Raw genomic sequence first — 26,810 nt, 5'->3', positions numbered from 1 at the left:
AGAGATATGATTAGACTTTGAAGAAGCCTAACTGTTGTTTCTGGTTCTCTGCGAGGCTAGACAGCTCTTGGCTTGCTGCGGCTGATTGGGTAATTCCCGTGACGTTTTGGCTGACCAATTCATAGATGTTACCAAGGTTTTTGTTAATGTCAGATGTGACCTGGCCTTGTTCTTCTGACGCGACAGCGACTTGAGCGTTTAGCGACGTTAGCTCTGAAATCGAGCGACTAATATTGTTTAGTGACGTACTTACTTGTTCCGCTTGTGTTTGATTTTGCTCTAACATCTCTAAACTAGTCGTCATGCTGTTGTTTGCACTACCAGACTGACGTTGTAGTTCTTCGATAATGGTTTGAATCTCTTTGGTTGATTCTTGAGTTCGTGCGGCAAGCATACGGACTTCATCGGCAACAACGGCGAAACCGCGACCGCTTTCACCAGCTCGCGCCGCTTCAATTGCCGCATTAAGTGCTAACAAGTTTGTTTGTTCAGAGATACTTTCAATTACCTCAATCACTTTCCCTATCTGTTCAGATTGGTCTTGCAAACTGTTCACCACGTTGGCAGCTTCCGCCAACTGATCGGCCATCTTGGCGCTGGTCTGAGTGTTTTGCTCGAAAATCGCTAGGCTTTCACGCGCGAGTTTATCGACATGAGTTGATGCTGCATCAGCTAGGTTGGCGTTTTGCGTCACTTCCGAGGCAGTGCTTTCCATTTGATTGATAGCAGAAGCCACTTGCTCTACTTCATTTTTCTCTTGATCAGAGTTTGCACTAGACTGCGTCATGACGGCTGCTAGCTCAGTCGAGGCTGACGCAACATCAACACTAATACGGACTAAAGAATCGACGGTTTCTTTGAGCTGCACAGTCGTTGCGTTGAAATCACGTGATAGGGCAGTAATTTCATTGTTGCCTTGTTCTTCTACCCGGACTTTTAAGTTACCTTGAGCCAGACTTTGCATCGCTAGCTGTAGCTTTTTAATCGGGGTGACAATAATACCCGCAAGAATCCAACTGATTACAAATGCAAATAATAGTACGAGTGATAGACCAATAATTGACTTGGTCATCACTGATGAGTGAATTTCACTGTTTCTCTCAACGCCGTCAATCGCAATAGTATTCAGTTTGCTCGATAGCGCTTCAATTCCCTCGATCATATCTTTGCCCTTATCTCGGTATAAGGCAGAAGCTTGTTGATACTGACGCTGGAACTCGCTAGAAACATTGGATTGGCTGTGTTTGCTTTTTAGCAGGGGAATCATCGTATCGATAGAGTAGCTAACGTAGTTTTCGATGGCTAATTCCATTTGATTGATCTCGCTTTTAAGACCTGGAACTTGGCTTAATGAGTCCAATAAGCGTCTATTTTCATTTTGTTTTTCGCGAAGTGTTGATTGCAACTGAGCAACATCATCGGCACGAAATAGGCTATAGATAGCCTTAATACGCATCCCGTAGGTGTTATCGATAATTTTAGTCAGTTGGTCTTTGTGGTTAATGACCTCTTGGGTGGAGCCCGTTACCTGCTGAAATGTGTTCTTCAAGCTTGTTGTGCTGTAGCTGATACCAACGATAAGGAGTATCAAAGTAAATAGTACAGGAACTACAACCTGTAATTTAATGGAAAAGCCGCTTAATAACTGGCGCATTAAAAGTCCTCTATGATTAATTAAGTCATTTGTAATTATTTTTATGGCGAATGATTCTAATTTCTTTAATAGATAATTCAACGAGGAAATAAAGTGAGGTTGCGAAAGTTTGAAGGGACGCTATGCAACAGTTTTTCCCTTTATATTCATGGGGTTATTTTCGTGCTGCAGATAGTGGTGTGAGTGTTTGTTTATTGTTCAATGTGTGTGTTATCTGTCCACCATGGTCAGGGTTTGTATCTCAATGGAAAAATGTGTTTGTCACAGAGGCTTCAATTAACTGAAACACAACTGTCATATTGGAATTCTAAAGTGAGCACCGTTCAAGTGAAACACAACGGCAATAAAGCCACTTAAGGAAATTGTGATGAAAAAGACAGTAATCGGTGCAATCGCACTACTAGGCGCTATGGCAGTGACTCCAGCTTCTGCTAAAGAAACTATCTCTGCTGTGGGTTCTAGCAGCGTAACTCCACTGATGGAAGTTTTCTCTGAAACATACATGAAGACAAACTCGAACGTATTCATTGAAGTTCAAGGCCCTGGTTCATCTGCTGGCGTAAAAGCAGCGAAAAACGGCAGTGCTGACTTAGGTATGTCTTCGCGTAACCTAAAGGACTCTGAAAAAGAACCAGCTCTAAAAGAGCTAACAGTCGCTCTAGACGGTATCGCAGTTGTTGTTAACCCTAAGAATGACCTAAACGGTCTAACAGCAGAGCAAGTAACGGCTATCTACAAAGGTGATATCACTAACTGGAAAGATGTTGGTGGCGCAGATAAGCCTATCGTAGCAATCACTCGTGATACTGCTTCTGGTACTCGTGGTGCTTTCGAAGACATCATGAAGCTGAAGAAGAAGATCTCTGGTAAGAAAGTTTCTGCTATCTCTCAACGTGCGCAAGTGGCAAATGGTAACGGTGCTCTGAAGACTATGGTTGCTTCAAACCCATATGCTATCGGTTATATCTCTCTAGGCACGGTTGATAGTTCAGTAAACGCTGTCGCTATCGATGGCACAGATGCTTCTGTAGACAATGTGAAGAACGGCTCTTACAAAGTAGCACGTCCATTCCTAGTGCTATACAAAGAAGGTAAACCTTCTGCTGAAACGCAGAAATTCCTAGACTGGATGGTGTCTGATACAGCTCAGACTCTTGTTGATAACAAAGGTTACATCTCAGTTAACTAATTTACGTTACCTCAATTATTTGCTCAGCCCACATATTCGGGCTGAGCGTTTTCAATCCAATTCGAATCTATAACAGAATCGAACTGTGAGATTTCCAAATGACCATCGCAAATAGTGAAAAGCTTATGAATATTGAAGCCACTCAATTGAATAAGTCAGGCCTACGCACCAAGAAACGCGTAGATTGGCGAGAGCGCATCTTCCACGGCTTGTTCCTAACCAGTGCAGTTATCGGTATTGTTTCTTTAGCCGTTATTGCTTATTTCATTGTCAAAGAAAGTATCCCAGCATTCCAAGAAGCAGGTGTTTCTGGCATCGTGCTTGGCCAAGACTGGCTCCCGCCGGCGCTGTATGGTGTGGCAACTATGATTGTTGCATCAGTTGTTTCGACATTAGGAGCAGTCGTTGTTGGCGTCCCTGTTGGTATTTTAACGGCGATTTATATTGCTGAAATCGCGCCAAAGCGCGTCGCTGATATTATTCGACCTGCCGTAGAGCTTTTAGCGGGTATCCCATCTGTGGTTTATGGCTTCTTCGGCCTTGTGATCATTGTTCCCTTGATTCAAGACATTTTTAATGTGCCAGCAGGTAACACCATCCTTGCAGGTATTATTGTCTTAGGTGTGATGATTCTGCCAACGGTTATTACTGTTTCGGAAACATCGATTCGCGCAGTGCCACGTACTTACAAAGAAGGCTCACTTGCGTTAGGTGCATCGAAGATATTCACCATCTTCAAGTTGTTAGTGCCAGCAGCTCGTAGCGGAATCATGACAGGTGTTATCTTAGGTATCGGTCGAGCGCTAGGGGAAACAATGGCGATCATTATGGTGATGGGTAACGCGCCAGCTATGCCAGAAGGTATTCTCGATTCGGCACGTACTCTTACTGCTAACATTGCGATTGAAATGTCATACGCGAGTGGTGTCCATGCCAATGCGCTATATGCGACAGGTGTTGTTCTTCTGGTGTTTATCATGTCACTGAACGCGGTCCTTCTATACCTAAACCGTGAGAAGGCGAGGTAATAACGATGTCTTTAGCAAACAACTCTAATACTATGACCATGGATAAAGCGAAGCTTAAAAAAGCACGTCAGACAAAAGATAACATTCTCACTGCTTTTGTCTGGGCAGCCGCAGCTGTCACGGTTGGCTTTCTGTTCTGGATTATTTGGTACATTCTATCTAACGGTTTGCAACACGTAGATTGGAACTTCATCACGGATAACTACACACGTACTGGCGACGAGCACGGTATCTTCCCTATGATTGTGGCGACTATCTATATGGTGATCGCATCTATCGCAGTGGCTGCACCACTAGGGATCATGACGGCTATCTATTTAACAGAATATGCCAAGGTTGGCAGTAAGTTAGTCAAAGTGATTCGCTTCTGTACCGAGTCTTTAGCTGGTATTCCGTCAATCATCTTTGGTCTATTTGGTATGACCTTCTTCGTTGCAATACTTGGCCTAGGGTTCTCGATTCTGTCGGGCGCACTTACACTGAGTATTCTGATTCTTCCAGTGATTATTCGTACGACGGAAGAAGCGTTGATGGCGGTACCGCAAACTTACCGCGAGGGCTCATACGGCCTTGGCGCTTCAAAAATCTACACAATCTGGCGTTTGATTCTTCCAAGTGCAATGCCAGGTATCTTAACTTCGGTCATTCTAAGTATTGGTCGCGTTATTGGTGAGTCGGCACCTGTATTTTTGACTGCAGGTATGGTTGCTCGTATTCCAGACTCTCTGCTTGATTCTGGCCGTACGCTGACGGTTCACCTTTATAAATTGACTACCGAGCTGTTTACCATTGAAGAGTGGAATCAAGCCTACGGGACAGCAACAGTACTTATCGTGGTCGTGCTACTGATTAATACAGTGACCAAACTGATTGCACGACGCTTCAATACAGCAACGTATTAACGCTTGCTGCGCATTAAAAGACTGACAACAGAATTGACGAATTTAGAGATAACATCATGAACAAGTTTAATATTGAAAACCTAGATCTATTTTACGGCGAAAACCAAGCGCTGAAATCGATTAACCTTCCAGTACCAGAGCGTCAAGTGACGGCGTTAATTGGCCCATCAGGCTGTGGTAAGTCAACGCTACTTCGTTGTCTTAACCGCATGAACGATCTGATTGAAGGAGTAAAGATCACTGGCCGCTTAGAGATGGATGGTGATGATATCTACGGCAACATTGATGTGGCTGACCTGCGTATTAAAGTCGGCATGGTGTTCCAAAAGCCTAACCCGTTCCCAATGAGCATTTACGAAAATGTCGCTTACGGGTTACGAGCACAAGGCATCAAAGACAAAAAGCATATTGATCAGGTAGTTGAGCGATCTCTACGTAGCGCAGCGCTATGGGATGAAGTGAAAGAACGCCTAAAGTCGCATGCATTTGGCCTATCTGGTGGTCAGCAGCAGCGTTTGTGTATCGCACGTACGATTGCGATGGAGCCGGACGTTATTTTGATGGATGAGCCGACTTCGGCACTCGATCCGATTGCGACTCATAAGATTGAAGAGTTGATGGAAGAGCTTAAAAAGAACTACACCATAGTGATCGTGACGCACTCAATGCAGCAAGCGCGTCGTATTTCAGACCGTACGGCTTTCTTCCTAATGGGAGAGCTGGTGGAGCATAACGATACGCAAGTTATCTTTAGTGAACCACAAGACGATCGTACACGCGGTTACGTAAACGGTGACTTTGGTTAATCAGGTTTTGGTATAACAAATAATAACTATAAGCGATGGTACTTTGCCCCTCAATTTAGAGGGGCTTTTTTGTTTGAAGTGAAGGGATTAGTTTGGTTTTTTTGTGAGTTTACATTGCTTGTCTATGGTAAACAGCGTCGAGCGTTCTGAATTGATCAATGCGAGTTCGATAGGAAAATCGGAGTTGGAAAGAGATAGGCCTATGCGTGAATTTGGCGTGAGTGACGCACTTAACGAGCTGGAACCGGTGATTTTAATTTTGCTACCGGTGGGCGTATTTTGGTTGGCGGTAATGACGAGCTGAATCGAGCCCAAATGTTCTTCACACGCCAATTGAGCATATCCAGATAGCTTGTGCATTTCCGTACACTCCACGCTAAAAGAGCCAAGAGATAAAACCAATAAAGCGATACCATATGGTATCGCTTTTGATTTGGTTAAGACGTTCATTTAGGTTAGTTTTGAACGATGTTAACAGTGTTGTGGTTTGAGTAGGATGCAGTAACTGTCGCTGAATCGTTGGCATTTTGCCATACAGAGATATCGTTGTTGCTTGAATACGCTAGGTTAACTGTTGCATCAGAACCACTAGAAGTTTGATCGATTGAGATTTCGTTCAGGTCACTGTGCATACCAACGTCGACATATGCATCGTTGCTATTGTGCTGACTGATATCGATGTCATTGTTATCACTGCCCCAGTAAACGTTAACATCAGCATAGTTACCATCATTCTGAGTTACATCAATATTATTAAGATCTGAACCACCACGAACGCTCACATATGCATCACTGTGGTCGCCGTTTTGAGTCGTATTAACAGTGTTTTCGTTGCTGTTTCTAACAGTGACATGCACATCGTTAGCATGGCCGTCGTTAACTACACTAGTAACTTTGTTGCTATTACCATTGACGATCTTCGTTTTGATGTGGTTGCTGTCCGCACCTTCACCATTAAACTGAGCGACGGTGACGTTACCATTACCACGAACATTGATATCCGCATCGTTGAAATCACCATCACTGACATAGACTGTAGAGGTATTGTTTTCACCTTGTTGCACAATATCTAAGTCATTGCGGTAGTTGATTGCAGTTTCAGTTGTAATGGTTGCCGTGTTTTGGTTGCCAGTTTGCGTAATGTCAAAATCAGAGCGGGAAGCATAAGTTGCACTAACTGTTGCTGTGTTTTCATTACCAGTTTGCAGGATAACTGTGTCGTTTTTGTAGGTATTGGTCATGTAGACGAAAGCATCATTACCAAGAGCAGGGTTTGCATGAGAGGTGTTCTGAGTAATTTGTACGTCATCACCGTATGCATACTGTAATTCAGTCGTTGCTTCATTACCTGCGTAAACTGTACCTGTCGCTAGAATAGCTGAGATTGCGATTGCTAACTTTTTCATGAATAGATCCTTTATATTGTCCGTTTATTTGTGTTTTATCCTTTACGTCCATTACTGCCTAACGTAAATACCTCGATTCATATTGCTAAATATGACGATGGAATCTCCACCGTCTTGTTCAATGCCGTAGCTAGAGTTGCCTTTATCAACAACAATGGCCAAATTATGGTTATTTTCTTGCACGATACTGATATCACTTCCGTAATCCGAATATGAGCAATCGAAACCTTGGCACTGTCTCAAATAAGCGATGTTATGACTACCACTTTGGCTGATGTAGCTATTGTGGTTGTAACCCGCTTGGATAATTTCTGCGTAATTATCTTGTCCATCAGATTGTTCAATCACAGCTAGGTTCTCTGAACCTGATTGAGAAACGACTGCAGTATTGCCAGTCACATTTCTTTGTACAACTTTGGCTTTATTAGCCCCTAAACCTGCACTTGTCTGAGAGATATAAACCTCTGAGTCAAAGACGTTTTCGAGCACGACTTCTGCATAGTTGCTATATGGGACAGACTTGTCATACAGCTCAGAGTATATTGCCGAGTCGCCATAAAACTCACCAAACTCACTCGCCATATCACTGGAGTAATTAATATCTGTACCATCTGCATACGCTGAAGTTGCCACTAATAAAGAAAAGACAACAAAACCTAATGTACGCTGTGTATGATTTTGCACCTTAACCTCCGCAGAGTTGGAGTAATTCCGAACTCGAACTTATTATGATTTTAAAGCTGATAAACTCAATGAACTAATAATTGGAAAACAAATAATTGATTTGTTTATTTAGTTGGGGGTTATTATCAAAATTGACACAATATAGTTTATTTACTAGTGGGTTGTTTCTAGTTCTTTAGTTTATGTTTGTTTTTAAGTTTATGTTTTTAATGTCATTTTGTTATTGTATTTTAAGTGTTTTTAATACTTGTTGTTTGTGTGTTTAATGAGAAATGAATTGTTTTAAAAATGAGAATGTATAATTTATTAATAAAGTTCTATTTTAAGTTTGACCATAATTAGATAAGTTTTGTCATGCTTATTTTATGGCAAGGTAATTTTAATTGGCTGGAAGCTAATATGGGTCGTTGTAGTGTAAAAGGATTGATTATTTTTCTATCGCTCTCTGTTTTTTGTGGCTATTCATTACCAACAAGTGCAGCGATAGAAAATGATGAAAAAATCGAAGAAAAGAAAGACTCACATTTACTTGAAAATGAAGTAGATGGATTGCTCATCGATAGGACGATGACTCGATTGGGGGATGATTTTTATTTTTTCTTCACTCAGTTAATGAATGAACGACATGGCTCTTTAAAAGAGAACCTAACGGTCAAAGAACGACCGACCGCTTTGTCTGGCAGTATTATTAGTATCTTTCATCGAGAGAAACTCATATACCGCACGGCTCTGTCTCCAGGTAGGCAGCATGCTGAAGATAAAGCAAAGCAAGCGTTAACCGCTGTGACTTCTCACCTTCTTAGATGGAAAACACAACTGAGTTATCAAGATACATTTGATTTAGCTCAGGATGAGTTTTAAAGGACTAATTATGAAACCAAACAAAGCCCTCAGTGGTATTTTGTGTGCGTGTCTATGGGCTCCGAGCGCATTCGCGACAGAGCTTATCTATACTCCTGTTAATCCGAGTTTTGGCGGTAACGCTTTAAACAGCTCTCACTTATTTGGTGTTGCTAATGCCATTAACGATTATCAAGCACCAAAAGATGAATTTGGCTTCGATGAAGAGTCTTCTCTTGATCGCCTCGCAAATAGCTTAGAATCCCGTCTGATTAGCCAATTACTTGCTGATGTGGGTAATGGCAATACTGGTCAATTAGAAACGGACGACTTTTACCTCAATATTGTTGATGATAATGGTTCGTTGATAGTGCAAATCGTCGATAAAGTCTCAGGTGAGTCAACTGAAATTAAAGTTGCTGGCCTAAATCCAGATCAGTAAAGCAGGTTAAATATGAAACTTCTATACTCACTCTTTATCGTCCTGCTAGTTGGTGGCTGTTCGAATTCAATGACGATTCCCGACGCGGATGAAGCTCCAACACTCATGCCTCGTGGCGCTACTTACCAAGACTTAGTACAGCTTCCGGAACCTAAAGGCAGGATACTTGTTTCTGTTTATGATTTCCGCGATCAAACAGGCCAGTATAAACCACAGCCAAACAGTAACTTTTCTACTGCGGTTCCTCAAGGCGGAACAGCGTTGCTTACAGCGTCGTTACTTGACTCACGATGGTTCATCCCTTTGGAAAGGGAAGGGTTACAAAACTTATTGACGGAGCGGAAGATAATTAGAGCCGCGCAGAAAAAAGGCCAGGCGGCCTCAAACCATGGTGACGACCTATCGGCGTTAAGTTCGGCCAATGTGGTTATCGAAGGTGGGATTGTTGCTTATGATTCCAACATTAAAACAGGCGGATTAGGGGCTAGATATTTAGGTATTGGATCTTCAGGCAAATATCGTACTGATCAAGTTACCGTCAACCTGAGAGCCGTGAATGTCCGTACGGGCCAGATTTTATTGAGTGTTACAACCAGCAAAACGATTTTTTCTCACGAATTGACGGCTGGCGCATTTAGATTCATTGACTATAAAGATTTGCTTGAAGTTGAGATGGGTTATACCAACAACGAGCCAGTTAATGTGGCCGTGATGTCGGCGATTGATGCTGCCGTTATCCACTTGATTGTAAAAGGCATTGGTAGAGGTTTGTGGCAGCCTGAAAATAAAGAAGATCTTCAAGACGAAACGATACAGAGATACGCCAAACAAACCCACCAAATCCTTTAACCAATAACTTTCCTTGTGTTCTGCTTCTCAATATACATATTGCTATCTGCAATGAGGAGCAGTTCATTTATTTCACGCGAATCACTCGGGAATGACGCGTAGCCAATACTCGTCGCAATGGTCACTTCATTATATCTGGTCACTTGAATAGGTAGCTGCATTTCTTGTTCAATGACACTTGCCAAGTGTTTTAGCTCACTATCAGCGGTTGCATTGGTCATCAATGCGAATTCGTCTCCTCCGATACGGTAGCTTGCTGTTGAAGCTTTTTTCAATCGAGAGCTAAATACCTGAAGTACTTTATCACCGGCTTGATGCCCATATTTGTCATTGATCTGCTTAAATCCGTTGAGGTCGAGCAAAAAAACCGTGAATGGTTCCTCTACTTGAGTGGCCCGTTGTAAGTCTTGAAACAGAGCAAGGCGATTCGATATGCCAGTTAGAGAGTCGGTTAAAGATTGTTCTTTATGATATTCAGATTCTTTTTGCAGAATAAACATCACTAGTGCAATACAGACGATAAGCAAGATCAGAGAGATAAGTTGGGTTTGGTGGAGATCTCGAGCGTCCTGCATTTGCCTTTCATAAAGGGGACTCTTAATTCGAAAATTTGTGTTGATATAGCGAATCATCGACATATAGAGAGAATTAAACTCGCGGCCTAGCTTTTCTGCATCAGCTTCGGATTGAAGGCTAAAAACCTGTGAATCAAGTAACTTGAATTGATTGAACAGTGTTTGAAAGTACATCCTTGCACCGGGTAAGGTAATGAAGGTGTCTGCTTCACGGCTGGTTAGTAACAGATCAAATCGTGACCAAGTTAGCTCATATTTTAGCTCGATATTAGCAAGATGCTGAGGTGAAAGGTGTGCAAATGGAGCCATCGTATTGAGTTCAGTGAACTCTTTAGTCAGCTGAAACAGAAACCAAGTTGCCTGATTTTGCTGCGCACTGTATGACTGTGCATGATGCCGGGTAGCGTTTAAGAAGTATAGGTTGGCAGCAACCACACCTACGCTAAGCAGAAGAAGCAAGTTCTTCGCTTTTCTCAGTGAAGAGGAAGGGGCTTTATAACTCGTTTTCGTCCACATCTTGTCGTCTATGTATCATTATCTCATCTATTTGCCATACCATCTGCGAATGGAATACCGCATTATTGGTTTCTGGATACTTGTCTAAATTAAACAATAGCCAATACGGTCCTTTTTCACGTACTCGCATTTTCTTGCCATCGACTTGATAAGCAATGATAGGCTCGTATTTATTGATATCAGCAATTTGTGAGCTAGCTGCGTAATCGTTCAATGCGATAAAAGAAACCGAAAATGCATCATCAATCTCTAGCTGATTCAGTAGTTCGGAAACCTTAAAACCGGTAAATTCTTTGATATCTGGGTACCAAGGTAAACTTGTGGCGAAGCTACTTGGTTCAAATTGAGTGATGATATTGTCGTGTGTCAAAGTAACAGGTGGCTCTTCACCAACACGGATGATTAGCTGAGAGCCAAAAGCTTGGATACTGATTAGTATGGGCAACAATGCCCAAATCATTTTCATAAGCACTCCTTTGCAACTTATATTTATAAATTTATTTATAAGATTATTATATGTTCAGATTGTGGCTATTTGAATCTCTTTCTGTTTGTCTTGCGGCCTATAGAGGGTTGAGGCTCCAACTATTGTTTGAAAGACGGGTATAAAAAAAGCCCCAAAACAGGGGCTTTTAAATCATTGTGTTAGAAGATTAAGTGGGCAACACCGGCTATTACTGGCAGGGTAATGAGAGTTCGCAAAATGAAGATGGCGAATAGCTCAAATATGTTGACCGGAATACGGCTACCTAGCAGCAGAGCACCGACTTCTGACATATAAATTAGCTGAGTGACTGACATTGCGGCAATGACAAATCGAGTCATCTCGTTATCAATAGAAGCCGCTAAAATAGCCGGAATAAACATGTCAGCAAAACCAACAACGATCGTTTCCGATGCCGCTGCCGCTTCAGGGACACCTAATAGTTCTAAGAACGGAATGAATGGCTGACCCAAGATGCTAAATACTGAAGTGTATTCTGCAATTACAAGTGCGATGGTACCTAACCCCATAACTACAGGTAATACGCCAAATACCATATCGACCGCATTTCTAACACCTTCGCCAAATACGCCTTTTACTGATGTAACTTGCGCTGACTTTTTAAGAGCTAATTCAAGACCCCAAGAGAACGTTGAATGACCTTCAGGAATTGCGTCGGCATCTTCATGTGGTTTACTACCATCAATGAATTCATTCTTCTTACGGCTTAACGGAGGTAAGCGAGGGATGATAATAGCGGCGACCAAGCCCGCTAAACAGATCGCACCGTAGAAAGGTAGAAATAAGTGTTCAAGTTCAACTTGAGCAATCACGACAAGGCTGAATGTGATTGAAACAGCAGAGAAGGTTGTTCCAACGACAGCGGCTTCACGTTGAGTGTAAAACTTATTTTCGTATTGTTTGCTAGTAAGAAGAATACCAACAGAGCCATCACCTAGCCAAGACGCCATACAGTCGATAGCACTGCGCCCAGGTAAGTTAAACACAGGTCGCATAATCTTACTCAGAAGTGTACCAAACAGCTCAAGCAGGCCGAAATTAAGCAAAAGAGGTAATAGAAGCCCTGCAAAAATGAACACAGAAAATAGGGTTGGTAATAGACCTTCTAATACAAGACCACCTGTGTTTTCTTCCCATACGGCTTCAGGGCCGACCTGGAAAAAAGTCATCGCAACCGCTAAACCGCCAATAATACGCACCAGTAGCCAAAGTGGACTTGGATTAAACAAGCCATTTAGGAATTCACTGTTAGCGATGAATGCAGGTGTTTTTATACGACAGAGTGTTGAAGCAACCGCCATAAATACGATGATGCTTGTGACTATGCTGACGAGGTTTTCACCAAAAACAGCTTGAATGGACTTGGCTAGAACAGCGACAGGAATAGTAATGTCTCCTTCGTAGCTGATTGGGGCCATAAACACGAATAGGCCAATCAGTGAAGGAATAAAGAACATCCAAAAGTTACCTTTACTTTTGGTCTGTTCAGGTGCTTGAGCGTTGTTTTGCATAGGGTTCTCGAGGTACAACTAGTTAAATATTAATAGCCAACATGATTGGCATATATATTCACTAAACGTCAATATTTATCAAACTTGCCGCAAGAGTAATGGCTTTTTACCATTCTTGCAATACTATTCAATAAATAGGGCTAACTATTCATGACAAAAAGTCGCGCATCAATTGATGTTTAGACGAATGTTTTGTTAATGTTAATTTGTTTAACTATTTGTATCAATGGTCAGTGCTGATTATTTGGAGATCTGTCGTGTCGAGATAAAGCCCCAATAAGTGACAGCAAGTAGCGCGGATAGCATCACTGGGCCGAGCAACGCAGCAATTTGATAATGAGAATAAAGTTTAGCGCCAATGACCCCACCGGATAAAAAGCCAACGAATATAAACAGGAACAGTTTTGCCTTTCGGTAGTCAAACTTTTCTCCCCGCAGTTTCGCACCAATCATCAGCCCCAGATCGGTAATGATACCTGTCATATGTGTGGTACGAACAACTGCTCCACTAAAGGTAGTCAGCATCGCATTTTGTAAACCACATGCTGCAGAAGCGAGATACTGTCCAGATTGGAAGTCATTTTTCAGCAGCCAGTAAGCGAGTAGCAGCAGAAGGCTCTCAACGCAGAGTGCCACCCCATAGCGGCGGCCTAACTTTAATGCAGTGCTTTCAATAAACAAACCGCTTAATGTTGCGCCAAGTAAGAAGCTCATCAAAATAAAAAACAGATGGCCTGTTTGCTGGTTGAAGGCTTCAAGTGATGTACCAAGCAGCGTTACGGTTCCTGATATATGTGACACTGCTTGATGAGAAAATCCGAGTAAGCCTACTGCGTTAACGGTTCCGGCAAGTAAGGCAAGTAGAAAAGCTCCTGATTCTACCCAACGTGGAAGTTTGGAAATCAAAATACGCTCCTTAAATTTCAGAGCGAAATTATAGTGCTACTGATCGATGATCGATAGGCAAACTTTGGATTAAATGTTGATCCCTGACAATTAAAGGTAATGTTCCATCTGACAGTCAAATTTTACCCAGCCAGTTTTTCTCTCCTCGTAGATAGAAAAACTTGGCGCGGGCAAGTCTTGCTTATTAAAAACACCGACAGGAATGACAATATAATCAACGGCAGCATGGAGTTTAAGTAACATAGTCGTACTGCATCGCGGGCAAAATGCGTATGTCACCTCGTTTCCTGACTCACTGAGACGAGTATATTCAACCATGTCACCATTAAATGAGACCTGTTCTTTATGAAAGCGAGCTTGTACACCAAACACGCTGCCGGTACGTTTTTGGCATTCGAAACAGTGACAGATTGCAGTACGTGTCGGCTCTCCTCGGCAGATGAGGCTAACTTGACCGCAACTACAGTCGGCCATTCGGATTTTATGTGATTGCTCCATTTTATCTCCTTCCAATTGCCTGTTACCATGACGTTCCAATTATCGTGAAACTTAATGAATTACTCCTCACCCCATGAAGAAACGTCTTTTACCTATACCTCTTATTCTTTTGATTCCTATCGTATTACTAATCATAGTCGCTGTGGCAGGAATTTATCGTTTTAGCTTGTCCGATGAAGAGATCTTGGCCAAGTTTCCAAGTCAAATATCTAATCAAGATGCCATTATGCAATCGGTGTTTGGCATCCGAACACTAAACCCATGGACCGTAAAGATCCCAGAAAGTAGTGCGTTCACATTTATTGACGATGTGGTGGAAGGGGACTTATTGAAAGGCAGTTACGAAGAGGGTGCTGAACGTGGCGTGGTCACGATTGAAAGTGAAAAGATCGTGAGCTTCGATGGCAATACTTATGTTTCCATCTTAGCGTTAAGCAATCAAGGCAGTGGTCTGTTCTACTATTTAATGCTTTCCCAATATGACGAGTTTCGCCAACGTTTGATTAGCAAAGACTCTGTGCTGCTAGGTGATCGTATCGACGTCCAGAGTTTGGAAGAGGGTGATAAACAAAGTGTCGTGGTCACTTTTCTTGAGCATGATAAAAATCAAGCAATGGCTGAGCCTCCTTCGAAACAGGTTAAGCGAATATTTGTTGTGACAAATGAAGGGCAGTTACTCAATCAATAACCACTGTTGTTTGGTTCGATATTGAGAATGTGCGACATATTGCTTATGATTTGTACTGGTAGTGTGAGATGGAATCATTTGTCGTTAAGGGAGTAAACATGATCAATAAACGTTTTTTTAAAACAAAAGACGAAGTGGAAGTGACATTCGAAGTGGCGGAAAGCGAAGTCGATCAATCGATCGCCATCGTGGCGGACTTTTTGGATTGGAAACCAGCAGCGATGAAGAAAGTCGCGAAATCGAAGTCTTATAAGTTTCGTGTTCGATTACCCAAAGATAGCCAGTTTGAGTTTCGTTATCTGGTTGACAATGAGAAGTGGATTAACGACGTTCATGCCGATCATTACCAGCCAAACGGTTTTGGTGACGATAACGGTTTGGTCTCGACTTATCAGTAGTCGATATGTAATTGAATGATATTGTTAAATTTTGCGAATATAAGGGCGTTTTACACGCCCTTTTTCTGTGAAAATTCACAATCCAAAGGTGACAATCAATAGACAAATTTGTACCCTTAAGCCCTCTGTTTATTTCTATCTATAGGTCACACTGTGCAATCTAGAAGTTTGAAGTCCCGCTTTCAAGCGCTATCAATGTCAAAAAAGATGATGGCGTTGACTGTTCCAGTTATCGCGGCGATTGCAGTTTCAACAACTTCGGACCATAGCGGCACCCAGCGAACTATCGAGTTATCATTTCCAGAATCAAAGATTGTTAACAACATCTTGATGGAGCAAGACTTGATCGAAGATCGTCCAAATTATGAGTATGTTATCCAAGCCGGTGACAACCTAAGCAGCATATTTGAGCAGCTTGGTTTTGGCTACAGCGAGTTAATGAAGATCATGGAAACGGATCTTAACTTCCTAGTACTTGATACTCTTAAGCCTGGCAACACGTTACGTTTTTGGCGCGATGAAGAAACTGGTGCACTAAACAAGATGGAGCTTGAGTTTACCCTTGTTGAAAGAGCGGTATATAGCCGTTTAGATGATGGTAGCTATGAGTTTAAGGATATAAAAATTCCTGGCGTATGGAAGTCGTTTCCACTGGTAGGAGAGATTAACGGCAGTTTCTCTACGTCTGTTAATGCGTTAGGTCTAGGAAAAAGTGAAATCGAACAAGTGGTCGCTTTGTTGAAAGACAAAGTGAACTTTGCACGAGATCTCCGTGCTGGTGACCGTTTTGAGGTTGTACAATCGCGTCAGTTTGTGGATGATAAATTAACCGGTAATCGCGAAATCCAAGCGGTTAAGATTTTCAACCAAGGTCGAGAGCTTGCTGCTTACCTTCACTCGGATGGTCAATACTATGATCAAAACGGTGATAGTTTACAGCGTGCGTTCCAGCGTAAACCTGTTAATGGTAGTTATCGTTTAAGTTCTAACTTTAATCCATACCGTAAGCACCCTGTAACGGGCCGAGTATCTCCTCACAATGGTACGGATTGGGCAGTGCCTACGGGTACGCCGATTGTCTCGACAGGTGATGGTGTTGTGATTATGACGCGTAAGCACCCATATGCCGGCAACTACGTGGTGATTCAACATGGTAGTCGTTACAAAACGCGTTACCTACATCTAAGCAAGATTTTGGTTCGCAAAGGGCAGAAAATCTCTCGCGGTCAGCGAATTGGTTTATCTGGTGCGACAGGGCGTGTAACTGGTCCTCATATTCATTATGAATTGATCGACCGTGGTCGACCAGTGAACGCAATGAAAGCGAATATTCCAATGGCGAATTCTGTGCCTAAGAGTCAAATGGCAGCATTTGAAGCTCGTCGTCATGAGATGGACACCATGCTCAGACAAAAAGAGTTGGAACTCGCCAAGTCGTCAACAAGCGATACTGCAAGTTAGTAAAAAGCTCCTTCGGGAGCTTTTTTATTGCGTGATGAACATAAAAGTTGCACTACATAGTTGTAATCAATGTTACAAATTTTAGTGATCATGTAGATAAAAAAGACAATGCATAACCAGTAATTTTCACAAATTGATTTCCCTCAATTTTGTAAGGTTTTTATGTGCTACTTTGCGGCGCAAATAACAATGATTCCTTCAATCAATTAAAACAAAACCCTACAAAAGGAAATCACAATGAAAAAAACACTCTTAAGCCTTACCGTTTTAGCTACTTTTGCTTCTGCTAACGCTTTTGCTCATAAAGAGGGCGACTTTGTTGTCCGTGGTGGGCTCGCTGCAGTGGTGCCGAATGATAGCAGTGGTGACGTGCTTAATAACCCTGGCAGTAAATTTTCGGTAGATTCGAATATTCAACTCGGTCTTACCGTTGGCTACATGTTTACTGACAACATCAGTTTTGAAGTCTTGGCGGCTACCCCGTTTTCTCATAAGATTTCGACTAACCACGGTGGGTTAGGTGAAATTGCAGAAACTAAGCATCTACCGCCAACCTTTATGGTTCAATACTACTTTGGCGAGGCGGAAAGCAACCTTCGTCCTTACGTAGGTGCTGGTATTAACTACACGGTTTTCTTTGACGAGGAGTTAAATAGCACAGGGACTGGAGCTGGTTTAAGTAATTTGTCACTTGATGACTCATGGGGTTTAGCGGCGAATGCTGGTGTGGACTATATGCTCAATGATGACTGGTTCCTTAATGCGTCTGTTTGGTACGCGGATATTGAAACGACTGCAAAATACACTGCAGGTGGACAAGAATATTCCACTGACGTAACCATTGACCCTTGGGTATTTATGATCGGTGGTGGCTATAAATTCTAAGCACATTATGATCTAAAAAAGGCTTCCTACTGGAAGCCTTTTTAGTCTTACAACATTCTAGAATGTTATTGGTTTACTTTACCTAGCTTGAGCCAAGTGTCGATAACCGTATCAGGGTTAAGTGATACCGAACTGATGCCTTGATCCATTAGCCACTCGGCAAGATCATCATGGTCAGATGGGCCTTGACCACAAATACCGACATATTTGCCTGCTTTTGTTGCTGCATCAATCGCCATCTTCAACATCGCTTTGACCGCAGGGTTACGCTCATCAAACAAGTGAGCCACGTCGCCAGAGTCACGGTCAAGACCAAGCGTTAGCTGAGTCATATCGTTCGAACCGATAGAGAACCCATCAAAGTACTTCAAGAACTCTTCAGCGAGGACTGCGTTAGAAGGCAGTTCACACATCATGATGACTTTCAGGCCTTGATCGCCGCGTCGTAAGTCAAACTTCGCCAGTAAATCGATCACTGACGCGGCTTCACTTGGAGTGCGAACAAACGGGATCATAATCTCGACATTCTTAAGACCCATTTCATTGCGAACACGTTTGATGGCTTGCGTTTCTAGCTCAAAACAGTCTTCAAATACCGGAGAAATGTAACGAGATGCCCCTCGGAAACCGAGCATTGGATTCTCTTCATGTGGTTCAAAGCTTTTGCCGCCGACAAGGTTACTGTACTCGTTCGACTTAAAGTCGGACATACGAACAATCACACGTTTCGGCCAGAAAGCGGACGCGATTGTCGCAATGCCTTCCGTTAGTTTGCTGACGTAGAAATCAATTGGATCTTTGTAGCCACGAATACGCTGATTGATTTCCGCTTTTAGCTCATCGCTTTGCTGGTCAAAGTTAAGCAAGGCTTTAGGGTGGATACCGATCATCTTATTGATGATGAATTCTAGTCGAGCTAGGCCAACCCCTTCGTTCGGGATTTGAGCAAAGTCGAATGCACGATCTGGGTTACCTACATTCATCATCACTTTCGTCGGCAGCATTGGCAATTCGTCAACCGCAGAGCGTTTGATTTCGAACTCCAGTTCACCTTGATAAACGTAACCTGTTTCGCCTTCAGCACAAGAGACTGTTACCGTGGAACCGTCAGTCAGGCCGCTGGTTGCGTTACCACAGCCAACAATCGCCGGAATACCTAGTTCACGAGCAATGATAGCTGCGTGACAAGTACGGCCGCCGCGGTTTGTAACAATCGCAGAGGCTTTCTTCATCACAGGTTCCCAGTCAGGGTCGGTCATGTCCGTTACTAGAACGTCACCTTCTTGAACCAGCGACATTTGATCAAGAGAGTCGACCAAGCGAACAGGGCCAGAGCCAATACGTTGGCCGATTGCACGACCTTCGATAAGTACATCAGCCTTATTATTTAGCTCATAACGCTCAATGACGTTTTGCTCGCTCTGAGAACAAACCGTTTCTGGACGTGCCTGAACGATGTATAGCTTGCCATCAATCCCATCTTTTGCCCACTCAATGTCCATTGGACGCTGATAGTGCTTCTCGATGATCATCGCCTGTTTCGCTAGTTCTTTGATCTCTTCATCGTTGAGTGAGAATTCGTTTTGTTCTTGTGAAGAAGTATCGATGATATCAACTTGCTTACCAATCTCTTGGTTAGTTGAGTAGATCATCTTGATAAGCTTAGAGCCAAAGGTTTTCTTCACGATAGGGTAGTGACCCGCTTCAAGCATTGGCTTGTGGACATAGAATTCATCAGGGTTAACGGCGCCTTGTACCACCATCTCTCCTAAGCCCCAAGACGAGGTAATGAAGACTACTTGGTCAAAGCCAGACTCAGTATCGAGAGTGAACATCACACCTGACGAGGCTTTGTCTGAGCGCACCATACGCTGGATACCAGCAGACAAGGAAATACCGCGGTGGTCAAAACCTTGGTGAACGCGATACGAAATAGCGCGATCGTTAAACAGTGAGGCGTAAACGTGCTTAGTTGCTTCTAAGACAGCATCAATCCCTTTCACATTAAGGAAGGTTTCTTGCTGGCCTGCAAATGAAGCATCAGGGAGATCTTCCGCAGTGGCAGATGAACGCACGGCTACCGATAGCTCATCATTACCACCAATCAGTTCTTGGTAGTCATTGCGAATATCCTGCTCAAGATCGGCAGGGAATGGGGCATCTAAAACCCATTGACGGATTGTTGCGCCTGTCTTACGCAGAGCTTCAACATCGTCAACATCTAGCTCATCAAGGAGGTGATGAATACGATCATCAAGGCCTTCAAAATCTAGAAATTGGTTAAACGCATGGGAGGTAGTCGCGAAACCATTAGGTACCGATACGCCAGCATTGGACAGGTTAGAAACCATTTCGCCCAAAGAAGCGTTTTTACCGCCGACCTTGTCGACATCTTCCATGGATAAACCATCGAACCAGAGGGTGTTCTTTTGCATGTCTTTCTCCAGAACATTGCAGCTTTGTAGGGATAAGGCAAACGATTACGTAAAAACTCAAAAAAATTCGCAATGAATTTTTAAAGCTGTGGGGGCCGTAACAGCAAGCCGGGTTTTATTATCGATATTATGGCTACTATCCTACTCAAAAGAATTTTAAAGTTTAAAATAAAATGCAAATTGATAGTCAAAGTCGTGATGTATTCTATGTTTCTGATGGAACTGCGATAACATGTGAGACATTAGGGCATGTTGTTCTGGGTCAGTTCCCCTTCAAAGCTTATGAAAAAACCTTTCCGTTTGTTGAAAGTGAGGACAAATTAACTGACTTGCTGAAGGAAATTGAAACTTCATACCAAAAGAATGGGATTAAACCACTGGTTTTCTTTTCCATCGTGATCCCAGAGTTTCGTCAACGCTTGCTCGATTCCAATTCGTACGGCTATGACGTACTAGAGAGCATCGTGCAGAAGGTGCAAGATGATATTCAGATGCAACCTAAGCCAAAGCTGCAACGTTCGCGTAGTGTAGGTCGTGACTCAGATAAGTATTTTGATCGCATTGCCGCCATTGAATACACCTTAGCGCACGACGATGGTATTACGTTAAAGGGCTTGGAAGAGGCTGACATCATTCTACTCGGTGTATCACGCAGTGGAAAAACCCCCACCAGTCTTTATATGGCAATGCAGTTTGGGTTACGCGTGGTGAACTACCCCTTCATTGATGATGATCTTGCGCGCATGAAACTGTTGCCAGAGTTTGAAATTCACCGCCATAAATTGTTCGGCTTAACCATCAACCCAGAACGATTGACCGAAATTCGAGAAAACCGACTCGCGGGGAGTGACTATGCCAGTAATGAGCAGTGTCTGCATGAGCTGCAAACTGTTGAAGCGCTGTTTCGCCGAGAAGCTATCCCATACATCAATACCTCTTCACTGTCGGTAGAAGAAATATCAACTCGAGTGCTAGAGCGCACAGGGCTTCGTCGTCGACTTCTATAGTACAGCCTTACAAGCAGCGGTTTATTGTCTATTGAATCGCTGTATAGGAAAGAGATGAGAGACCGATACCTAATCGGATTGAGGATGGTTCCGCACGGTACGTAAGTATGAATCTAACATCGATTTTAGCTGGTTGTGTGCGGAGAATTTTCTCGATATCAACATATAGAATTTGTGAGGCGACATATCAGGGATCGGTTTGGCTGCCAGACCATCAGAAATATAGTCAAGGCCCCAAATAGTTTTGATCCCGTCAATGATTTCAATCCAATTAAGGTAAACCTCACAGTTGCCTTGCTCAAGTCTGGTCAACACATCCTTGACAGAGTTACCGCCACGGATAATCTCATTAAGCCCAAAATCGGCGTAGTTGTAGCCATGATTGCCACATACTTTATATTCAGATAGATCGTTTATGTTGGTAATGTTGAGGCCTTGAGGAAAGCGCTGAGTTGAGTAGATGTAATAAGGGGTAATGCTGTAGTACCACTCGGTATAGATATAGTCTTTATCTCGCTTACTGTTGAATGAAGCGCTGACTGCTAAATCAAATTCGCCACTTTTCGTTCCTTTCAAACAGCGTGACCATGAGGTCATGGTAATTTGATAGCTGACTCCCTGCGCCATCAAGGCTTCGTTGAGGACATCAATATCAAACCCGTATGCCTCCTCATCTTTAACATAAGTGTAAGGCGGCCAATCAATGGCGTCACCACACACTCTGACATGAGTTAATTTCGTGTTGTGGGCATAGGCGGTGAAGCTTGCGAGTGTGATAACGCAGACCACGATGATGTCAGTAAATCGAAGCATTAGAAAGAGTTCCTCAAGCGCAATAACCTTAGTATAGATAAGGTTTGCAAACCTATCGAACTGCTTTATGCCGCTGGGTACACCATCGGGAAACCGAGTGTTGGGTGTGGGGTGATCAGTGAGTCATAGCCGTAAACTTGTCGGATTAAATTAGAGTTCAGCGCGCCCTGAGGGGGGGCATCGCAGACTACTTTTCCTTGGTGCAGCATGACCAGGCGATCTGAATATTGAGCGGCTAAGTTGAGGTCATGTAAGACAACCACCACGGCGGTATTAAACTCGTCGGCCAAATAGCGGGCGATTTTAAGCGTATTGTGCTGGTGGGCAAGATCGAGTGCCGAAGTTGGCTCATCGAGCATCAGGATTTTTTTGTCGCCCGCTTGATCGAGTTGAACCAACACTCGTGCTAAATGAAGACGCTGTTTCTCTCCCCCTGATAATGAAGGATAGAGCCTGTCGCTTAGGTGAGTGACTTCCGTCATCGCCATGTACTTGTCAGCTAAAGCGTGAGCTTGCGTGTTCGGTATGTTTAAAGGAATAGCTCCTAACTCGACGACCTCGCGAGCTAAAAAGGGGAAGCTGAGAGTGCTATGTTGAGGGAGCATTCCTAAGTGCTTGGCGAGTTCTGCTTGCTTCCAGTCTTTGCGTTTGTGGCCAAAATAGCTGATATCACTGTCGGAGGTGATTTCGCCACATAACAGTTTTAGCAAGGTGCTTTTACCCGCTCCGTTTGGACCCAAAAGTGTGGTGACTTCTCCAGCACGAATATTGATCGTGATGTCATCTAGAATCTTACGCTGTCCAAACTGAATGGAAATATGCTTCCCTGAAAGAACGACCTTACTCATCAGATGATTTTTCCTTTTTGTTTGAACAGTAAGTAGATGAAAAATGGTGCGCCAATCAACGCGGTCACAATGCCTACAGGCAGTTCTGCCGGAGCCACCACGACGCGCGAAAACATATCGGCAAAGGTGAGTAGTAAGGCTCCCATCAGGGCTGAGATTGGGAGTAGAGTGCGATGGTCTGGACCGGATAGCATTCGACCCAAATGGGGAATGACTAAGCCGATAAAGCCGATCATTCCAGAAACACTCACTGTTACGCCAACACCGACGGCGGTTAATAAAATAAGCTGACGTTTCAATCGCTGGACAGGGATACCGAGGTGATTTGCTTCCGCTTCACCGAGAAGTAGGGCATTGAGTGCCATGGATTTCTTGACGAAAACAAACATAAGGCCAACTAAAGTTACCACGCATAACATAATGCTACTCCAGTTCGCCCCTGCTAATGATCCCATAGACCACAGCGATAAATCGCGTAGCATCTGATCATCAGCGATGAAGTTCATAAAGCCAATCCCCGCGCCTGATAAAGCACTGATAGCAACGCCGGCCAATAGCATGATGGTGACCGATGTGCCCATTTTACTCGTGCCTAACTTGTAGACGAGCACTGTTGTTAAGGCTCCTCCAAGAAAGGCAAACACAGGCACAGCGGCAAAGTTCATAAATTGTGGGTACTGCTCGCTAAGATCGGCAAACAATACGATAGCTAGCGCCGCCCCCAAAGATGCCCCCGCAGACACGCCGATGATCCCTGGCTCTGCGAGTGGATTGCGAAATAACCCCTGCATTACGGTTCCGCACACTGCCAAAATCGCGCCAACTAGCATGCATAGGATGGTACGAGGAAAACGGATTTCATGAATGACTAAGTTGATGTGAGGGGCCAACTGCTCAGATCGTAACACTAAGCTTTGGACACTGTCCCAGAACCCAATATTCATCGGACCGACAGTGATAGATCCAATGGTGGTGACGACTAGCGCTGCGGTAAACAGCGAGATGATAAACGGTAGCGAAAGGCGACGTAACAACATAAATGCTTCTCGTTATTTGAGTAATTCGCTTAAACGCTCAGCTTCTGACAGGCTTTTTAAGCCTAAACCACCCACTAACGCATGCCCATTAATCTGGATAAACTGCTTGTTCTTGCCTGCGGGCGTTGCTGCAAGTAGCGGCAGTTTTTTAAGAATTTCATCTGCTCCACCTAGTGTTTTGTAGCTGCGGCCACTGACTAAAATGACGTCAGGCTGCATTTCAACGATAGCTTCATTCGACAGTGGCTTATACGAGCTCAGTTTATCGGCTGCTGGGTTGATGCCTCCAGCAAGTTCGATGATTGCATTCGGCGTAGTATCGCTGCCGGCCACGTTAGCTGGACGTCCTTCGTGAATAAGTAAGAACAACACCTTTTTAGCTGTGTTCTGTTGTGCTTTGTTGCTTTCTAGACTGGCAATTTGTGCCGTTACCTGCGCTATTAACTCGCTGGCTTTGTTTTGAGAGTCTGTCAGTTCGGCAATTTCATCGATGCGTTGCAACAACCCTTGAGGCGTCGACTTAGTGTTGACGATATTCACTTTAACGCCTGCTGAACATAGTTGGTCGAGTGTTGTTTGTGGTCCCATCTCGTCAGAACCGATAAGGCGGTTTGCGCCCAATGCCAATAACCCTTCAGCAGATAGGCGTCGGTGATAACCCACTTTAGGTAACGGCTTATCTGCTGGTAATTCACTGGTAACGTCAACGGCAACCAACTTGTCTTGTTGCTCAAGCGCAAAGATCAATTCAGTCACCGCACTACCTGCGCTGATAATGCGCTCGTTGGCGGAAGATGAGGTCGCCAGTAGCGATAAAGATAGGCCGACAAATGTCGTGAGAAGCGTTTTCTTATTCATATTGAACTCTATTATTTTGATTCTTCCGTGAGAAGCTGTGTGGCTTGAATCCCGTTTTCTTGTAAGAAGGCGAGAAGCTTAACAAGGTGCTGAACATCGGCGGTTTTATCTGCGCCAATCACAATTGACCTTTTGTGAGAGCGGTGCTCTTCTAATAGGGCGAGCTTAAAGTTTTCCCAGTCGATGTACTCTTTGCCATCAATTGCCCAGTAAGGTTCGGAGTCTAGAATATTGATGGTGAGAGATTGAGTATCGACCGCCGAGACCGCATCTGAGTCGGCCGCAGGTAAATCCACCTCGATAGAATCTAACTTCACGGCCGCGGTTAACATCAAAAACACCATCACAATAAAAATGATGTCGAGTAGGGGGGTGAGGTCGGGTGTCAGGCCAAAACGATTCTCTTCACTCTTGACCTTAATCATGGTGTCGTCTCAACATGAGGGCGTTTGTTGATTTGGTTATCTGGCGATACGTGTTGCAGGCTAATACCTTCAAGCCACAAGTTAACGTAGTTTAGAGTATGCTCTAGCTTTGCCATCACTTTGTCGGCCCAGAGCCCGAGCAATTGTGCTCCGGCGATCGCAGGAAGCGCAATCAACAAGCCAGCTGCTGTTGTTCGCATCGCTAAGCCTAGGCCATCAGCAAGATCATTCGGCGTAATGTTTCCGCTAGAAGCTGCGACGCCTTTAAACATCTCAATAAGGCCAAGCACCGTACCAAGAAGTCCAATTAAAGGACTGATCACGCCAATTAGAGTCAGTAAGCGTAACCCTGAGTTGAGCTGGTGGCGCTTTTCTTGTAGCCACATACCCGCGGCGTCTTCCCTTAGAGTTTTCGGAAAAGAGTGATGAGCAAGCACCATAGCGACGCCCTTGTAGAGCAGTGGTCGACGTGGAGAAAGTTGCTCGGCTAACGCTTCGATATCATTGCTGCGGGTTGGGCTGATATTACTAAGCTCTCGACGTATTGCTCGTTTACCGACGCCAAGACTAATAACAACTTGGAACAGACGCTCTGCGATAATCATAAGGGTTAGGGCTGAACAGATGATAAGAGGCCAAGCCATTAAACCAAGCTGTTGTTGTATTTGCTGTAATTGTTCCATTATCGATCCAACTTAAAACGAACTGGGATTTGCACGCGGTGAGCCATCTTTTGACCGCCAACCGTATGAGGGGAGAATTTCCATTTTTTGATCGCGTCTAGCGCAGATTTGTCGAGCATGGTTGCACCGGATGAGGAAACCAGAACTTGTTTCACTTGATGGCCATCTTCATCTAGCCATACCTCGTAAAGCGCAACACCTTCAACGCCTCGCTTTCTTGCAAGGCGAGGATATTTGGGTGCACTTGGACGGGTTAAAAATGAGGGTCTTTCAACCATAACGGGCTGAGCACTCGCACCGCGGTTTACTTGCTGTGGTTTAGCCTGCGGTTCTGACTCGGTAGGCTTTGGTTGTTTCTTAGCCATTTTTTCTATGGGCTTGTGTTCAGCTTTGGTCGCGGGCGTTTTCTTCGCTTTTGGCTGAGTATGCTTAGGCTTAACCTCAGTAGTCTTTTTCTTTACCACCGGTTTTTTCTTGGTCGTGGTGGTTTTTTTTACCGTCTTTTTAGGCTCAGGTGGCGCTATCTTCTGCTCGGGTTCAGGCGTTGGCGCTGCTTTAGTTACAGGCTCTGCTGTCGTCGTTGGTGGAGGCGGTGCAGTGGCGGCCTTAAAGTTGATGGAAACCGAATTGGACTGCGCTCCTGCGGGCATAGCAAAAGCTTTAGGCTCTTGCGCGACGAACACAAGCGCAGCATGAACGGCTAGTGACAGGCTACCTGCTATGGTGTATCGCTTGATGTTCACATTGTCCTCTGTCGACGATTTTCAATTCCAAAACGGGAGAAGATTATCACCCACAATGCAAATAAGATCAATTATCAATTGCATTATCATTATCTCCATCTTATGATCGAGTCCAGTTTTTGAGATAGCCATGTGAAGCCAGAGCGGACAAGCGCTGAAAGGGTTATTAAGTATTGGTTATTTATAAATTTGATGAATCTTTTGTAAGGGATAAACGA

The 26,810-nt window shown here is 43.8% G+C and carries 29 protein-coding genes; 12 read left to right on the top strand and 17 right to left on the bottom strand.

Annotation, left to right across the window (positions count from 1 at the left end; translation table 11 throughout):
* Window positions 1-10 precede the first annotated feature (10 nt).
* Window positions 11-1,654 carry a methyl-accepting chemotaxis protein gene (locus tag VIA_RS07665; RefSeq protein WP_004412216.1) on the bottom strand — a complete coding sequence of 548 codons (1,644 nt, stop codon included), beginning with the start codon at window positions 1,652-1,654 and terminating at the stop codon, window positions 11-13.
* Window positions 1,655-2,021: 367 nt separating this feature from the next.
* Between VIA_RS07665 and VIA_RS07660 the strand changes: the two genes are divergently transcribed.
* The 4 genes from VIA_RS07660 (at window position 2,022) to pstB (ending at window position 5,579) form a co-directional block, all read left to right on the top strand.
* A complete protein-coding gene (locus VIA_RS07660; protein WP_004412215.1) occupies window positions 2,022-2,843 on the top strand; it encodes a phosphate ABC transporter substrate-binding protein in 822 nt (273 codons plus the stop codon).
* A gap of 98 nt (window positions 2,844-2,941) precedes the next feature.
* Window positions 2,942-3,871 carry a phosphate ABC transporter permease subunit PstC gene (pstC, locus tag VIA_RS07655; protein WP_004412214.1) on the top strand — a complete coding sequence of 310 codons (930 nt, stop codon included), beginning with the start codon at window positions 2,942-2,944 and terminating at the stop codon, window positions 3,869-3,871.
* Between the two features lie 38 nt (window positions 3,872-3,909).
* Window positions 3,910-4,773, top strand: coding sequence for a phosphate ABC transporter permease PstA (gene pstA, locus VIA_RS07650; RefSeq protein ID WP_004416154.1), 864 nt, complete (start codon window positions 3,910-3,912; stop codon window positions 4,771-4,773).
* A gap of 56 nt (window positions 4,774-4,829) precedes the next feature.
* A complete protein-coding gene (pstB, locus tag VIA_RS07645) occupies window positions 4,830-5,579 on the top strand; it encodes a phosphate ABC transporter ATP-binding protein PstB (RefSeq protein ID WP_004412212.1) in 750 nt (249 codons plus the stop codon).
* A gap of 87 nt (window positions 5,580-5,666) precedes the next feature.
* On the opposite strand, the gene VIA_RS22095 is transcribed toward pstB, so the two are convergent.
* From VIA_RS22095 to VIA_RS07635, 3 genes are all read right to left on the bottom strand, one after another.
* Window positions 5,667-5,939, bottom strand: a complete 273-nt coding sequence (locus tag VIA_RS22095; protein WP_138977028.1) for a hypothetical protein — start codon at window positions 5,937-5,939, stop codon at window positions 5,667-5,669.
* 95 nt (window positions 5,940-6,034) lie between these two features.
* On the bottom strand, window positions 6,035-6,985 hold the full coding sequence (locus VIA_RS07640; RefSeq protein ID WP_004412210.1) for a curlin: 951 nt from the start codon (window positions 6,983-6,985) through the stop codon (window positions 6,035-6,037).
* A gap of 51 nt (window positions 6,986-7,036) precedes the next feature.
* Entirely contained in the window at window positions 7,037-7,669 is a 633-nt protein-coding gene (locus VIA_RS07635; protein ID WP_004412209.1) for a minor curlin subunit CsgB, read from the bottom strand.
* 354 nt (window positions 7,670-8,023) lie between these two features.
* Here VIA_RS07635 and VIA_RS07630 point away from each other — a divergent pair, with 354 nt between their 5' ends.
* From VIA_RS07630 to VIA_RS07620, 3 genes are read left to right on the top strand one after another with little or no spacing between them, the layout of a single operon-like run.
* Window positions 8,024-8,530 carry a curli production assembly/transport protein CsgE gene (locus VIA_RS07630; protein WP_004416158.1) on the top strand — a complete coding sequence of 169 codons (507 nt, stop codon included), beginning with the start codon at window positions 8,024-8,026 and terminating at the stop codon, window positions 8,528-8,530.
* 10 nt (window positions 8,531-8,540) lie between these two features.
* Entirely contained in the window at window positions 8,541-8,951 is a 411-nt protein-coding gene (locus tag VIA_RS07625) for a curli assembly protein CsgF (RefSeq protein WP_004412207.1), read from the top strand.
* Between the two features lie 12 nt (window positions 8,952-8,963).
* Window positions 8,964-9,800 (top strand): CsgG/HfaB family protein, encoded by an 837-nt coding sequence (locus VIA_RS07620; RefSeq protein WP_004412206.1) that lies wholly within the window; start codon window positions 8,964-8,966, stop codon window positions 9,798-9,800.
* Here the strand turns inward: VIA_RS07620 and VIA_RS07615 are convergent.
* From VIA_RS07615 to VIA_RS07595, 5 genes are all read right to left on the bottom strand, one after another.
* Window positions 9,797-10,891, bottom strand: coding sequence for a GGDEF domain-containing protein (locus tag VIA_RS07615; RefSeq protein WP_004412205.1), 1,095 nt, complete (start codon window positions 10,889-10,891; stop codon window positions 9,797-9,799). The two genes, VIA_RS07620 and VIA_RS07615, sit on opposite strands and share 4 nt — an antisense overlap.
* Window positions 10,869-11,357 carry a putative pterin-binding protein gene (locus VIA_RS07610; RefSeq protein ID WP_004412204.1) on the bottom strand — a complete coding sequence of 163 codons (489 nt, stop codon included), beginning with the start codon at window positions 11,355-11,357 and terminating at the stop codon, window positions 10,869-10,871. Before VIA_RS07610 ends, VIA_RS07615 begins: the two co-directional genes overlap by 23 nt.
* 179 nt (window positions 11,358-11,536) lie before the next feature.
* Window positions 11,537-12,907, bottom strand: a complete 1,371-nt coding sequence (locus tag VIA_RS07605; protein ID WP_004412203.1) for a YjiH family protein — start codon at window positions 12,905-12,907, stop codon at window positions 11,537-11,539.
* A gap of 240 nt (window positions 12,908-13,147) precedes the next feature.
* Complete coding sequence (locus VIA_RS07600) at window positions 13,148-13,813, bottom strand: YoaK family protein (protein WP_004412202.1); 666 nt, start codon at window positions 13,811-13,813, stop codon at window positions 13,148-13,150.
* A gap of 90 nt (window positions 13,814-13,903) precedes the next feature.
* A complete protein-coding gene (locus tag VIA_RS07595) occupies window positions 13,904-14,311 on the bottom strand; it encodes a GFA family protein (protein WP_004416160.1) in 408 nt (135 codons plus the stop codon).
* Between the two features lie 73 nt (window positions 14,312-14,384).
* On the opposite strand from VIA_RS07595, the gene VIA_RS07590 reads away from it, so the two are divergent.
* From VIA_RS07590 to ompW, 4 genes are all read left to right on the top strand, one after another.
* Window positions 14,385-14,999, top strand: coding sequence for a hypothetical protein (locus tag VIA_RS07590; protein WP_004416164.1), 615 nt, complete (start codon window positions 14,385-14,387; stop codon window positions 14,997-14,999).
* 98 nt (window positions 15,000-15,097) lie between these two features.
* On the top strand, window positions 15,098-15,397 hold the full coding sequence (locus VIA_RS07585) for an isoamylase early set domain-containing protein (protein ID WP_004412200.1): 300 nt from the start codon (window positions 15,098-15,100) through the stop codon (window positions 15,395-15,397).
* Window positions 15,398-15,565: 168 nt separating this feature from the next.
* Window positions 15,566-16,858 (top strand): peptidoglycan DD-endopeptidase ShyA, encoded by a 1,293-nt coding sequence (gene shyA / locus VIA_RS07580; protein WP_483050719.1) that lies wholly within the window; start codon window positions 15,566-15,568, stop codon window positions 16,856-16,858.
* A 237-nt stretch (window positions 16,859-17,095) separates the two neighbouring features.
* A complete protein-coding gene (gene ompW / locus VIA_RS07575) occupies window positions 17,096-17,743 on the top strand; it encodes an outer membrane protein OmpW (RefSeq protein WP_004412198.1) in 648 nt (215 codons plus the stop codon).
* Between the two features lie 65 nt (window positions 17,744-17,808).
* Here the strand turns inward: ompW and ppsA are convergent, their stop codons facing one another.
* Window positions 17,809-20,178 (bottom strand): phosphoenolpyruvate synthase, encoded by a 2,370-nt coding sequence (ppsA, locus tag VIA_RS07570; protein ID WP_004416167.1) that lies wholly within the window; start codon window positions 20,176-20,178, stop codon window positions 17,809-17,811.
* Window positions 20,179-20,351: 173 nt separating this feature from the next.
* Here ppsA and ppsR point away from each other — a divergent pair, with 173 nt between their 5' ends.
* Complete coding sequence (gene ppsR, locus VIA_RS07565) at window positions 20,352-21,185, top strand: posphoenolpyruvate synthetase regulatory kinase/phosphorylase PpsR (protein ID WP_004416169.1); 834 nt, start codon at window positions 20,352-20,354, stop codon at window positions 21,183-21,185.
* Window positions 21,186-21,254: 69 nt separating this feature from the next.
* Here the strand turns inward: ppsR and VIA_RS07560 are convergent, their stop codons facing one another.
* The 7 genes from VIA_RS07560 to VIA_RS07530 all read right to left on the bottom strand — a co-directional run bounded on the left by VIA_RS07560 (window position 21,255) and on the right by VIA_RS07530 (window position 26,592).
* Window positions 21,255-21,998, bottom strand: a complete 744-nt coding sequence (locus VIA_RS07560) for a substrate-binding periplasmic protein (protein WP_004412195.1) — start codon at window positions 21,996-21,998, stop codon at window positions 21,255-21,257.
* Between the two features lie 65 nt (window positions 21,999-22,063).
* A complete protein-coding gene (locus VIA_RS07555; protein WP_004412194.1) occupies window positions 22,064-22,846 on the bottom strand; it encodes a heme ABC transporter ATP-binding protein in 783 nt (260 codons plus the stop codon).
* A complete protein-coding gene (locus VIA_RS07550) occupies window positions 22,846-23,883 on the bottom strand; it encodes a FecCD family ABC transporter permease (RefSeq protein ID WP_004412193.1) in 1,038 nt (345 codons plus the stop codon). Before VIA_RS07550 ends, VIA_RS07555 begins: the two co-directional genes overlap by 1 nt.
* Before the next feature lie 12 nt (window positions 23,884-23,895).
* A complete protein-coding gene (locus VIA_RS07545; protein ID WP_004412192.1) occupies window positions 23,896-24,741 on the bottom strand; it encodes a heme/hemin ABC transporter substrate-binding protein in 846 nt (281 codons plus the stop codon).
* Between the two features lie 11 nt (window positions 24,742-24,752).
* Window positions 24,753-25,166 carry an ExbD/TolR family protein gene (locus VIA_RS07540; RefSeq protein ID WP_004412191.1) on the bottom strand — a complete coding sequence of 138 codons (414 nt, stop codon included), beginning with the start codon at window positions 25,164-25,166 and terminating at the stop codon, window positions 24,753-24,755.
* Window positions 25,163-25,849, bottom strand: a complete 687-nt coding sequence (locus VIA_RS07535; RefSeq protein WP_004412190.1) for a MotA/TolQ/ExbB proton channel family protein — start codon at window positions 25,847-25,849, stop codon at window positions 25,163-25,165. The genes VIA_RS07540 and VIA_RS07535 overlap by 4 nt, the downstream gene beginning before the upstream one ends.
* Window positions 25,849-26,592, bottom strand: coding sequence for an energy transducer TonB (locus tag VIA_RS07530; RefSeq protein WP_004412189.1), 744 nt, complete (start codon window positions 26,590-26,592; stop codon window positions 25,849-25,851). The genes VIA_RS07535 and VIA_RS07530 overlap by 1 nt, the downstream gene beginning before the upstream one ends.
* Window positions 26,593-26,810: the final 218 nt, after the last annotated feature.

The sequence above is a fragment of the Vibrio orientalis CIP 102891 = ATCC 33934 genome (assembly GCF_000176235.1).
Classification (GTDB): domain Bacteria; phylum Pseudomonadota; class Gammaproteobacteria; order Enterobacterales; family Vibrionaceae; genus Vibrio; species Vibrio orientalis.
This window is presented reverse-complemented; position numbering and strand designations above follow the sequence as displayed.

Coding starts and splice junctions, on each gene's coding strand:
- VIA_RS07665 (WP_004412216.1), bottom strand. CDS start 1,654: ATGCGCCAGTTATTAAGCGGCTTTTCCATTAAATTACAGGTTGTAGTT.
- VIA_RS07660 (WP_004412215.1), top strand. CDS start 2,022: ATGAAAAAGACAGTAATCGGTGCAATCGCACTACTAGGCGCTATGGCA.
- pstC (WP_004412214.1), top strand. CDS start 2,942: ATGACCATCGCAAATAGTGAAAAGCTTATGAATATTGAAGCCACTCAA.
- pstA (WP_004416154.1), top strand. CDS start 3,910: ATGGATAAAGCGAAGCTTAAAAAAGCACGTCAGACAAAAGATAACATT.
- pstB (WP_004412212.1), top strand. CDS start 4,830: ATGAACAAGTTTAATATTGAAAACCTAGATCTATTTTACGGCGAAAAC.
- VIA_RS22095 (WP_138977028.1), bottom strand. CDS start 5,939: ATGCACAAGCTATCTGGATATGCTCAATTGGCGTGTGAAGAACATTTG.
- VIA_RS07640 (WP_004412210.1), bottom strand. CDS start 6,985: ATGAAAAAGTTAGCAATCGCAATCTCAGCTATTCTAGCGACAGGTACA.
- VIA_RS07630 (WP_004416158.1), top strand. CDS start 8,024: ATGCTTATTTTATGGCAAGGTAATTTTAATTGGCTGGAAGCTAATATG.
- VIA_RS07625 (WP_004412207.1), top strand. CDS start 8,541: ATGAAACCAAACAAAGCCCTCAGTGGTATTTTGTGTGCGTGTCTATGG.
- VIA_RS07620 (WP_004412206.1), top strand. CDS start 8,964: ATGAAACTTCTATACTCACTCTTTATCGTCCTGCTAGTTGGTGGCTGT.
- VIA_RS07615 (WP_004412205.1), bottom strand. CDS start 10,891: ATGTGGACGAAAACGAGTTATAAAGCCCCTTCCTCTTCACTGAGAAAA.
- VIA_RS07610 (WP_004412204.1), bottom strand. CDS start 11,357: ATGAAAATGATTTGGGCATTGTTGCCCATACTAATCAGTATCCAAGCT.
- VIA_RS07605 (WP_004412203.1), bottom strand. CDS start 12,907: ATGCAAAACAACGCTCAAGCACCTGAACAGACCAAAAGTAAAGGTAAC.
- VIA_RS07595 (WP_004416160.1), bottom strand. CDS start 14,311: ATGGAGCAATCACATAAAATCCGAATGGCCGACTGTAGTTGCGGTCAA.
- VIA_RS07590 (WP_004416164.1), top strand. CDS start 14,385: ATGAAGAAACGTCTTTTACCTATACCTCTTATTCTTTTGATTCCTATC.
- VIA_RS07585 (WP_004412200.1), top strand. CDS start 15,098: ATGATCAATAAACGTTTTTTTAAAACAAAAGACGAAGTGGAAGTGACA.
- ompW (WP_004412198.1), top strand. CDS start 17,096: ATGAAAAAAACACTCTTAAGCCTTACCGTTTTAGCTACTTTTGCTTCT.
- ppsA (WP_004416167.1), bottom strand. CDS start 20,178: ATGCAAAAGAACACCCTCTGGTTCGATGGTTTATCCATGGAAGATGTC.
- ppsR (WP_004416169.1), top strand. CDS start 20,352: ATGCAAATTGATAGTCAAAGTCGTGATGTATTCTATGTTTCTGATGGA.
- VIA_RS07560 (WP_004412195.1), bottom strand. CDS start 21,998: ATGCTTCGATTTACTGACATCATCGTGGTCTGCGTTATCACACTCGCA.
- VIA_RS07555 (WP_004412194.1), bottom strand. CDS start 22,846: ATGAGTAAGGTCGTTCTTTCAGGGAAGCATATTTCCATTCAGTTTGGA.
- VIA_RS07550 (WP_004412193.1), bottom strand. CDS start 23,883: ATGTTGTTACGTCGCCTTTCGCTACCGTTTATCATCTCGCTGTTTACC.
- VIA_RS07545 (WP_004412192.1), bottom strand. CDS start 24,741: ATGAATAAGAAAACGCTTCTCACGACATTTGTCGGCCTATCTTTATCG.
- VIA_RS07540 (WP_004412191.1), bottom strand. CDS start 25,166: ATGATTAAGGTCAAGAGTGAAGAGAATCGTTTTGGCCTGACACCCGAC.
- VIA_RS07535 (WP_004412190.1), bottom strand. CDS start 25,849: ATGGAACAATTACAGCAAATACAACAACAGCTTGGTTTAATGGCTTGG.